Genomic DNA, 8,356 nt, shown 5'->3' with positions numbered 1-8,356 from the left:
CCGATCATCGAGAAGGTGCAGGCCGTTCTCGCCGTCGTCCTCGAGGCGATCCTGCCGTTCTACGGTCCGTTCCGACAGCAGTTGTTGGCCGCCGAGGGCGACCTCGCACGGCAGCTGACGCCGATCTTGCAGCGATGGGCGTCGACCCCGCAGGCCGTCTGCTTCGTGGCCTGGCAGGCGCAGATCATCCGCAACGCCAAGGGACAGCCGACCGTCGCGTCGCTGGCCCACCCGGGTGAGCGCATCCGGTTCTCGTCCAACGGTAGGGCCGTGCGTGTCCGCTAGCCCGGTGCGCGACGCGGTCGTGCCCGTTGGCACCGCTGGCGCCGTCGGGACCGCGGTGACCGTCGAATCAGCGGTCAAGCACAAGGGCGGAGTGCCGGTGCTGCGCGACGTCTCGTTCACCGCCGCCCCCGGCGAGATCACCGCATTGCTCGGCCCCAACGGCGCTGGGAAGACGACGGTGCTGCGCGCGATTGTCGGGCTCGAATTGCTCACGTCGGGACGTGTCGGCGTGGGCGGCGTGCCGCTCGCCGACCATCGGTTCCCCGGGCGGGTGCTCGGTGCGGTGCTCGACGTCGACGCGTATGCCCCGGCACGCACAGTCGCAGCGCAACTGCGACTGGTCGCGACGGCGAGCGGGCTGAAACAAGACTCGGTCCGGCGGGCACTGCGGTTAGTGGGCTTGGCCGAGCACGCGGATGTGCGGATCGGAGCGCTGTCCTTGGGCATGCGCCAGCGGCTGGGCCTGGCGGCGGCACTGATCTACGAGCCCGACGTGCTGGTACTGGACGAACCGCACAACGGCTTGGACGCCGGTGCAATCCGGTGGTTGCGCGAGGTCCTGCAGCGCTACGCGGCAAGCGGGCGCACCGTGTTGCTGTCCACCCACCTGCTGTCGGAGGTGGCCGCGCTGGCGCACCGGGTGGTCATCCTCGTCGACGGCGAGATCGTCGTCGACGAGCCGGCCGGACCGTGGACCGCCGACGCCGATGTCCTCGAGGAGCGCTACCTGGGACTGGTGGGCGAATGGTGAGTGCATCGGGAGCGATCGGCACGAGCAGGGGCGTGCTGGGCACATTCGGGCGCGCATGGGCCGTCGAACTGCGCAAAGTTGCTGCTACCCCGTCGTTGGTCGTTGGCTTGGCGATCGGTATCGCCGCCACGCCGCTGGCCGCGTTGGTCGTGGCCGACCGCTCCGACGCTGCGGAGTCGATGACCGCCGTGCGACTGGCGGTGTCGGCGGCGATGATCCCGGTCGTTGCCTTCGCGCTCTGGGGAGCGTACGCGACGACGTCGGAATACGAGCGCGGCGCGATCGTCGGGAGTCTGCTGGCCGTCCCGCGGCGATCGTCGTTCTACACCGCCAAACTCGCCGCCGTCGCGACCGTCGTCGGCGTGGCGATGACGCTCTCGGCCGCCGTTGCGGTGGTGGTCGTCGGGCTTGCGGCACCGCCGCCGGGGCTCGCCGTTGGGCCGTGGTGGGCGGTTCCCGTCATCGGCCTGATCGTCGGGGCAGTGGCGGCGGTGGGCGCAGCCGCGGGCTTCATCCTGCGCGGGTCGATCACCACGTCCGGCACGCTGCTCGTCGCCCTGCTGGGACCGTCGGTGCTGGGGTCCGCGCTCGGCGGCGCGCAACGCTGGTTCACCGGTGCCGCGCCGACCGCACTGATCGCACACGCTGCCGGCAGTGACCGGCCAGAGCTCGGCGCGGCGGCCGGGTCGATCGTCTTCACCGTCGTCGTGGTGGTCGTCGGGGTGGTGGGGTGGCGCGTATTCGCCCGCGCTGACCACTGACGGGGTTAGGTGGAGTCATGGCGACCGATGACCTAGTTTCCCTGACCACCGGATTCCTGCGCGATCTCGCGACCGGGCGCATCGACGAGGCGCTGTCCGTCGTCGACGAGAACATCCTCTACGAGAACGTGGGCCTCCCGACAGTGCGTGGCATGAAGCGGTTCACCCGGGCGATGCACATGCTCAACGGCAAGTTCCTCCATTTCGATGCCGAGATCCTCAATGCCGCCGCCGACGGCGGCGTCGTGCTCAACGAGCGGATCGACCTGCTGAGCATCGGCCCGCTGCGGATCCGGTTCTGGGTGTGCGGGCGCTTCGAGGTCGTCGACGGACGCATCGTCGTGTGGCGCGACTACTTCGACATGGTGGACTCGTTCAAGGGCCTGCTGCGCGGGATCGTCGGGTTGGTGATCCCGACGGCGGTGAAACCGATCCGATCGCTCACCGAACCCGATGACGCAACAGAGTCGGCGGCCGAACTGCGGGGCGCGTGATGGGCGACGGATACCTGGTCACCCGGAGCATCCTCGTCGACGCCCCGGCCGCCGACATCTACGCGCGCATCGTCGACTTGCACCGGTGGCGGGAGTGGTCGCCATGGGAGGATCTCGACCCGGACCTGCAGCGCGACTATTCGGGTGCTGCGCAAGGCGTGGGCGCGCAGTACGCGTGGTCGGGCAACAAGAAGGCCGGCAAGGGGAGGATGGCGATCGTCGCGACGGAGGCGCCGAGTGCCGTCGACGTCTCCGTGGTCTTCGAGAAGCCGTTCAAGTCGAAGAGCACGAGCTTGTTCCGACTCGGGCCAGAGGGTTCGGGCACGCGGGTCGAATGGGCGATGACCGGGACGCACTCGGTGTTCTCCCGCATCGCAGGTCCGCTGAAGATCTTCGACAAGATGATCGGCAAGGACTTCGAAAAGGGCCTAGCGCACTTGAAGGCGGCCAGTGAAGGACAAACCCCCTAGAGCTCGTCCAGAGGCAACTGATCAGAGGATCTCGTCGATGCTTTCCAGCGGACGGGCCAGACGCGCACCCTTGTCGGTAACGACGAACGGGCGCTCCACCAGTACCGGGTGGGCGACCATCGCATCGAGGATTTCGTCGTCGGAGGCGTCGGCCAGGCCCAACTCCTTGTAGAGCGGCTCGCGCTTGCGGGCGGCCTGTGCCGGGGTGACCCCGGCCTCGGCGAACAGTGCGACGAGCTGATCGCGCGTCCACCCCACGTCGAGGTACTTCACGACCGTCGGCTCGACCCCGGCGTCGTGCAGCTTGTCCAACGCTTTGCGCGACGTCGTGCAGCGCGGGTTGTGATAGATGGTCGCCATGAGTGCGGTCCTACGCGCTGCCGTTGAAGAGGCTGGTGACCGAACCGTTCTCGAAGACCTCGCGGATCGTCTGCGCGAGCAGCGGCGCGATCGAGAGGACCGTGAGGTTCGCGAACTGCTTCTCCGGGCCGATCGGCAGCGTGTCGGTCGCGATGACCTCCTTGGCGCCGCAGTTGGCCAGGCGCTCAGCAGCCGGGTCGGAGAAGACGCCGTGGGTGGTGGCGATGATGACGTCGCCCGCGCCGGCGTCCTTGAGGACCTTGACGGCGCCGGCGATCGTGCCGCCGGTGTCGATCATGTCGTCGATCAGCACGCAGGTGCGCCCCTCGACGTCGCCGACGACGCGGTTGGACTTCACCTGGTTGGGCACCAGCGGATCGCGGGTCTTGTGGATGAACGCCAGAGGTGCACCGTTGAGCGAATCGGCCCACTTCTCCGCGACGCGGACACGGCCCGAATCGGGGGAGACGACGCAGATGTTGTCGGTGCCGTACTGCTCGCGGACATACTCGGCGAGCTGGCCCTGCGCGTGCATGTGGTCGACCGGGCCGTCGAAGAAGCCCTGGATCTGGTCGGTGTGCAGATCGACGGTGATGATGCGGTCGGCGCCCGCAGTCTTCATCAAGTCGGCGATGAGGCGTGCCGAGATCGGTTCGCGGCCACGGTGCTTCTTGTCCTGGCGAGCATAGGGGTAGAACGGCAGGACGACGCTGATGCGCTTGGCCGAGCCGCGCTTGAGGGCGTCGATCATGATCAGCGCCTCCATGACCCACTCGTTGAGCGGGGCCGGGCAGCTCTGGATGACGAAGGCGTCGCTACCGCGGACCGATTCCTCGAACCGGACGAAGATCTCGCCGTTGGCGAAGTTGCGCGCCGTCTGCGGCGTCACCTTGACGCCCAGGTTGGTGGCGACCGCCTCGGCGAGCTCGGGGTGTGCGCGCCCGGAGAACAGCATCAGGTTCTTGCGGTTGTCGGCAGTCCAGGTCATGGGATTCTCAATCTGCACTCGGTGGGGCTCGGGCTGGGTCAGTCGTCTTCAGTTGTGGGCGAGTCGGCGGCTGCCTGCGCAGCGCGTGCGGCAGCCGAGTCGGGCCGCTTGGCCACGACCCATCCGTCAATGGTTCGCTGTTCGCCCGCGGAGACGGCGAGCGCCCCCGGTGGAACATTTTGCCGCACGACCGTCCCGGCGCCGGTGTAGGCCCCGTCGCCGACGGTCACCGGGGCGACGAACATGTTGTCCGAGCCGGTCCGGCAATGCGATCCGATGACGGTGCGGTGCTTGTTCACGCCGTCGTAGTTGACGAAAACACTCGACGCGCCGATGTTGCTCTGCTCGCCGATCGTCGCGTCCCCGACGTAAGTGAGGTGCGGGATCTTCGAGCCGGCGCCGATCTGTGCATTCTTGGTCTCCACAAAGGTGCCGATCCTGCCGTTCGCGCCGAGCTCGGTGCCCGGGCGCAGGTAGGCGAACGGTCCGACCGTGGCGCCGGCACCGATGACGGCGTCGCTGCCGTGGGTGCGGATGACCTGGGCGCCCTCCCCGACGACGACGTCGGTCAGGGTGGTGTCCGGGCCGACCACCGCGTCCGGGCCGATCGACGTACGACCGCGCAACTGCGTGCCGGGTTCGATCGTGACGTCTTGGCCGATCGCCACGTCGACGTCGATCCACGTGCTGGCCGGGTCGACCACAGTCACCCCGGCCAGCTGGTGGCGCGCGATGATGCGGCGGTTCAGTTCGGCTCCGAGTTCGGCGAGTTGGACGCGGTCGTTGCACCCAGCGACGACGGCCGGGTCGTCGATGATCAGGGCCCGCACCGTCTTGCCGTCGTTGCGGGCAATCTCGACGACGTCGGTCAGGTAGTACTCGCCCTGGGAGTTGTCGGTGGACAGGGCGCTCAGCGCGGTGCGCAGGGTGGCGGCGTCGAAGGCGTAGATGCCGGCGTTCACCTCGCTAATGGCGCGTTGTCTCTCGTCGGCGTCCTTGTGCTCGACGATCGCGGTGACGGCATCGTCGGCGTCGCGGACGATGCGGCCGTAGCCGGTGGGATCGTCGGCGATGAATCCGGTGAGGGTGACCGCTGCGCCGGAGTGGACGTCCAGCAGTGCCTGCAAGGTCGGTGCGTCGAGCAGGGGGGCGTCGGCGACGGTGATCACGACGGTGCCGTCGAAGTCACCGGGTAGGGCGGTCAGGCCGGCGCGTGCGGCGTCACCGGTACCGAGGGGCTCGTCCTGCTCGGCGATGAGGACCTCGTGGCCCAGGGCGGTGGCGATCTCGCCGATGGCGGCGGTGACCCGTTCACGCTCGTGACTGACGACCGCGATCAGGTGGTCGGGGTCGATTCCAGCGGCACCGGCCAGCGCATGGCCGACCAGGGAGCGACCGCCGATCTCGTGGAGGATCTTCGGTGTCTTCGACTTCATGCGGGTGCCCGCGCCCGCGGCGAGCACGATCACCGCGCGTTGGCCGGTATCCGTCATCAGCGTCCTTGAGTCTGGGGTTGGTGGACGACGAACAAATCCTACGCAACCCGATAACGTGGTGCCCGCGTGGTTCGTCGGACTGTGGTGCAGCCGACGCGGGGAGCGCGAGCTATCGGGGCCGGATTGGTCCTATATGACACAGGAGGAAGTTGATGAGCGGAAAGAAGGTGGCGATCGTCACCGGTGCGGCGCGAGGGATCGGCGCTGGCGTGGCGAAGCGGTTGGCTGCCGACGGAATGGCGGTCGCGGTGCTCGACCTCGACGCCGATTCGTGCGGCCCCACCGTTGCGGCGATCAACGATGCGGGCGGGACGGCGATCGCCGTCGGCGCCGACGTGTCGAACGAGGACTCGGTCGCTGCGGCCGTGGCCAAGGTTGCCGAGGAACTCGGCCCGCCGGTCGTGCTGATCAACAACGCCGGCATCATCCGCGACAACATGCTGTTCAAGATGACCGTCGATGATTGGGACGCGGTCATGGCCGTGCACCTGCGCGGCGCGTTCCTGATGAGCCGTGCGTGTCAGAAGCACATGGTCGACGCCGGCTGGGGCCGCATCGTCAACCTGTCGAGCACGTCGGCGCTGGGCAACCGCGGACAGGCCAACTACTCGGCGGCGAAGGCCGGCATGCAGGGCTTCACCAAGACGCTGGCGATCGAGCTGGGCAAGTACGGCATCACCGCCAATGCCATCGCCCCCGGCTTCATCGAGACCGAGATGACGCAGGCGACTGCCGCGCGCATGGGCGTCGACTTCGAGGAGTTCAAGAAGTTCAGCGCCGCGCAGATCCCGGTGGCGCGGGTCGGCGTGCCCGAGGACATCGCCCACACGGCGTCGTTCTTCGCCAGTGAGGGCGCGGGCTTCGTGTCGGGCCAGGTCGTCTACGTGGCCGGCGGCCCGAAGGACTGACGAAACCCGGACGACCGCGTGGTGGCCGCTGTGGCAGAATCGCCACGGCGCCATCACGCTGGCCGCCCAATCCCCCATGGTGTAATCGGCAACACTCCTGATTTTGGTTCAGGCATTCTAGGTTCGAGTCCTGGTGGGGGAGCCGAGTAGCCACGCAGTAGCCGGTCTGGCGCGGCGTCAGGCCTGCGCGCGGTCACGCTCCTGGGCGCGCGTCACCAGGCCGATGCCGGGACGGGGATCCGGGCCGTAGGCGGCACCGTCGAGGTCGAAATTCATCAAGTCGGTGTGTTCGACGTCGACGTTGGGCCACTCCGGCAGACCGTCGCCGTTGGGGTTGCCGGTCTTGACGAAGTTCACCGCGTACGAGTGATAGGTCTTGGCCATCGCACGGTCGTTGTCGGTGATCTCATCATCGTCGTAGGCGCTTTCCAGCGTTTCGAACAGGAAGGGCAGATCACCGGAGTGGCTCGGAGCCCGACAACGCGCGGACCTTCTTCAGCGATCATCGCGCGCGTCACGGCGACAATCTGTGCGCGCCGTTCAGCGGCGTCGAGCCGTTCGGACAACGAGTCCCTATCTGTCGCGCATACGTTCTGTTCTAGCACGGCCGCGCCGCAGAACTACGGGCCCTAGCGAGCTTCGGTCACCAGGTCAATCTTCATGTTGGTGTATCGGAACTGCGCAACTCATGCATGATTGGTCGGTGAAAATGACGCGGCGCAGTGCCCTGGCCCTTTCCGGTACGTTGCCAGCGGCGGTCCTCCTCAGTAATTCTGGCGTTTCCCAGGCCGACGCCGCTTGTAACGAGGTCGATGCGATGGCAGACGCGGTATCGAAGAAGCTGTTCAGCGGCGACGGTCTGGCGCGGCCCGTGCCGGACGTGCCGACCCCGTCGGACCTCGCGCGCGGCTTGGACCGCACGCTGGTCCTCGGCGGCGGTGGCGAGTACTACGTGGCTTGGTACTGCGGCTTCTTCCACGGCCTGATGGAACGCGGGATCGATCCGGCCGCTCAGGCGCAGATGGTCGTCGGTACGTCGGCCGGCGCGTATGCCGGATCGTCGCTGACGTCGGGGCACTTCCGGCACCTGCACTCGTCGTTTGAGTTCTTCGGGAAGTTCCCGGGGCTGTTCGCGAAGATGGCCCCGGTCAGCGCGGCCAACGCCAGCCAGCAGCGCGCCCGCGAGATCAACGCGAAAGTCACCTCGGGCGATCCGGCATCCATCAAGGCGATCGGCCATGCCGCGCTGGCTGCCGACAACTCGGTCAACGGCGATTCCGTCGAGCGGCTGGCCTGGCTACTCACCGGCGACAGTCGCACCGACTGGCCGCCGTCGAAGATGTACACGACCGCCAACGACTGCTACACCGGCGAGCGCCTCGTGGTGGGCCAGAAGGTGGCGCGCCGCAACGGCATCTCGCTCGCGCGCGCCGCGGGGGCCAGCTCGTCGCTGCCCGGCACCATCGGACCCACCCTGGTCGGCCAGCGGTACTGCATGGACGGCGGCATCTCCAAGGCCTGGGCGCACACCGACCTCGTCGCGGGTTCGAAGCGGGCGCTGGTCATCACGTTGACCAACGGCTACGAGGGCAGCCTGCTGACCGGCATTCCACACAACATCTACGACGAGATCAAGGCGCTTGAAGCGACCGGCACCAAGGCCAAGCTCATCATTGCGGGTACGCCGCCCGGGGTGAATCTGCTCGACCCTCGCCAGATCGAGCCGGCGCTGAAAGCCGGGTACAAACGCGCCGGGATCGAGGCAGCCGGCATCAAGAAGTTCTTCGCCTGAATCTCTCGCTTCCGCACAATTTGTGTTGCGGTTGTCAGACCCCGCGGCTAG

9 protein-coding genes, 1 tRNA gene and 2 pseudogenes are annotated in these 8,356 nt (G+C 67.7%); 8 read left to right on the top strand and 4 right to left on the bottom strand.

Annotation, left to right across the window (positions count from 1 at the left end; all coding sequences use genetic code 11):
* From B4L26_RS08545 to B4L26_RS08525, 5 genes and pseudogenes are all read left to right on the top strand, one after another.
* Positions 1 to 285 (top strand): annotated as a pseudogene (locus B4L26_RS08545) (hypothetical protein); the annotation flags it as partial.
* A complete protein-coding gene (locus B4L26_RS08540) occupies positions 275 to 1,036 on the top strand; it encodes an ABC transporter ATP-binding protein (RefSeq protein WP_290717988.1) in 762 nt (253 codons plus the stop codon). The pseudogene B4L26_RS08545 and the gene B4L26_RS08540, both read left to right, overlap by 11 nt.
* A 32-nt stretch (positions 1,037 to 1,068) precedes the next feature.
* Positions 1,069 to 1,797, top strand: coding sequence for a hypothetical protein (locus B4L26_RS08535; RefSeq protein ID WP_290717986.1), 729 nt, complete (start codon positions 1,069 to 1,071; stop codon positions 1,795 to 1,797).
* A gap of 17 nt (positions 1,798 to 1,814) precedes the next feature.
* The gene (locus tag B4L26_RS08530) at positions 1,815 to 2,291 is read left to right on the top strand and encodes a limonene-1,2-epoxide hydrolase family protein (RefSeq protein WP_290717984.1); all 477 of its coding nucleotides are present in this window, start codon (positions 1,815 to 1,817) and stop codon (positions 2,289 to 2,291) included.
* Positions 2,291 to 2,761, top strand: a complete 471-nt coding sequence (locus tag B4L26_RS08525; RefSeq protein ID WP_290717982.1) for an SRPBCC family protein — start codon at positions 2,291 to 2,293, stop codon at positions 2,759 to 2,761. The genes B4L26_RS08530 and B4L26_RS08525 overlap by 1 nt, the downstream gene beginning before the upstream one ends.
* Positions 2,762 to 2,782: 21 nt before the next feature.
* Here the strand turns inward: B4L26_RS08525 and arsC are convergent, their stop codons facing one another.
* From arsC to glmU, 3 genes are read right to left on the bottom strand one after another with little or no spacing between them, the layout of a single operon-like run.
* Positions 2,783 to 3,121 carry an arsenate reductase (glutaredoxin) gene (gene arsC, locus B4L26_RS08520; protein ID WP_290717980.1) on the bottom strand — a complete coding sequence of 113 codons (339 nt, stop codon included), beginning with the start codon at positions 3,119 to 3,121 and terminating at the stop codon, positions 2,783 to 2,785.
* 10 nt (positions 3,122 to 3,131) lie between these two features.
* The gene (locus tag B4L26_RS08515; protein ID WP_290717979.1) at positions 3,132 to 4,109 is read right to left on the bottom strand and encodes a ribose-phosphate diphosphokinase; all 978 of its coding nucleotides are present in this window, start codon (positions 4,107 to 4,109) and stop codon (positions 3,132 to 3,134) included.
* 38 nt (positions 4,110 to 4,147) lie between these two features.
* On the bottom strand, positions 4,148 to 5,602 hold the full coding sequence (gene glmU / locus B4L26_RS08510; RefSeq protein ID WP_290717977.1) for a bifunctional UDP-N-acetylglucosamine diphosphorylase/glucosamine-1-phosphate N-acetyltransferase GlmU: 1,455 nt from the start codon (positions 5,600 to 5,602) through the stop codon (positions 4,148 to 4,150).
* 155 nt (positions 5,603 to 5,757) lie between these two features.
* On the opposite strand from glmU, the gene B4L26_RS08505 reads away from it, so the two are divergent.
* Together B4L26_RS08505 and B4L26_RS08500 are read left to right on the top strand one after the other, a co-directional pair.
* The gene (locus B4L26_RS08505) at positions 5,758 to 6,513 is read left to right on the top strand and encodes an SDR family oxidoreductase (protein WP_290717975.1); all 756 of its coding nucleotides are present in this window, start codon (positions 5,758 to 5,760) and stop codon (positions 6,511 to 6,513) included.
* A 70-nt stretch (positions 6,514 to 6,583) separates the two neighbouring features.
* Positions 6,584 to 6,655, top strand: a tRNA-Gln gene (locus tag B4L26_RS08500).
* Between the two features lie 35 nt (positions 6,656 to 6,690).
* On the opposite strand, the pseudogene B4L26_RS08495 reads toward B4L26_RS08500, so the two are convergent.
* Positions 6,691 to 6,975, bottom strand: a pseudogene (locus B4L26_RS08495) (carboxylesterase family protein); the annotation flags it as partial.
* 355 nt (positions 6,976 to 7,330) lie between these two features.
* On the opposite strand from B4L26_RS08495, the gene B4L26_RS08490 reads away from it, so the two are divergent.
* Positions 7,331 to 8,305 (top strand): patatin-like phospholipase family protein, encoded by a 975-nt coding sequence (locus B4L26_RS08490; protein ID WP_290717973.1) that lies wholly within the window; start codon positions 7,331 to 7,333, stop codon positions 8,303 to 8,305.
* Positions 8,306 to 8,356 lie beyond the last annotated feature (51 nt).

Origin of the sequence: Gordonia sp. UBA7599, assembly GCA_002477755.1 — a bacterium.
Classification (GTDB): Bacteria; Actinomycetota; Actinomycetes; order Mycobacteriales; family Mycobacteriaceae; genus Gordonia.
Note: the sequence above shows the minus strand (reverse complement) of the source record. Positions and strands in the feature narration are given on the sequence as shown.

Bases quoted from the DNA above. Each gene is read 5' to 3' on its own strand.
- B4L26_RS08530 (WP_290717984.1), top strand. From the start codon at position 1,815: ATGGCGACCGATGACCTAGTTTCCCTGACCACCGGATTCCTGCGCGAT.
- B4L26_RS08525 (WP_290717982.1), top strand. From the start codon at position 2,291: ATGGGCGACGGATACCTGGTCACCCGGAGCATCCTCGTCGACGCCCCG.
- arsC (WP_290717980.1), bottom strand. From the start codon at position 3,121: ATGGCGACCATCTATCACAACCCGCGCTGCACGACGTCGCGCAAAGCG.
- B4L26_RS08515 (WP_290717979.1), bottom strand. From the start codon at position 4,109: ATGACCTGGACTGCCGACAACCGCAAGAACCTGATGCTGTTCTCCGGG.
- glmU (WP_290717977.1), bottom strand. From the start codon at position 5,602: ATGACGGATACCGGCCAACGCGCGGTGATCGTGCTCGCCGCGGGCGCG.
- B4L26_RS08505 (WP_290717975.1), top strand. From the start codon at position 5,758: ATGAGCGGAAAGAAGGTGGCGATCGTCACCGGTGCGGCGCGAGGGATC.
- B4L26_RS08490 (WP_290717973.1), top strand. From the start codon at position 7,331: ATGGCAGACGCGGTATCGAAGAAGCTGTTCAGCGGCGACGGTCTGGCG.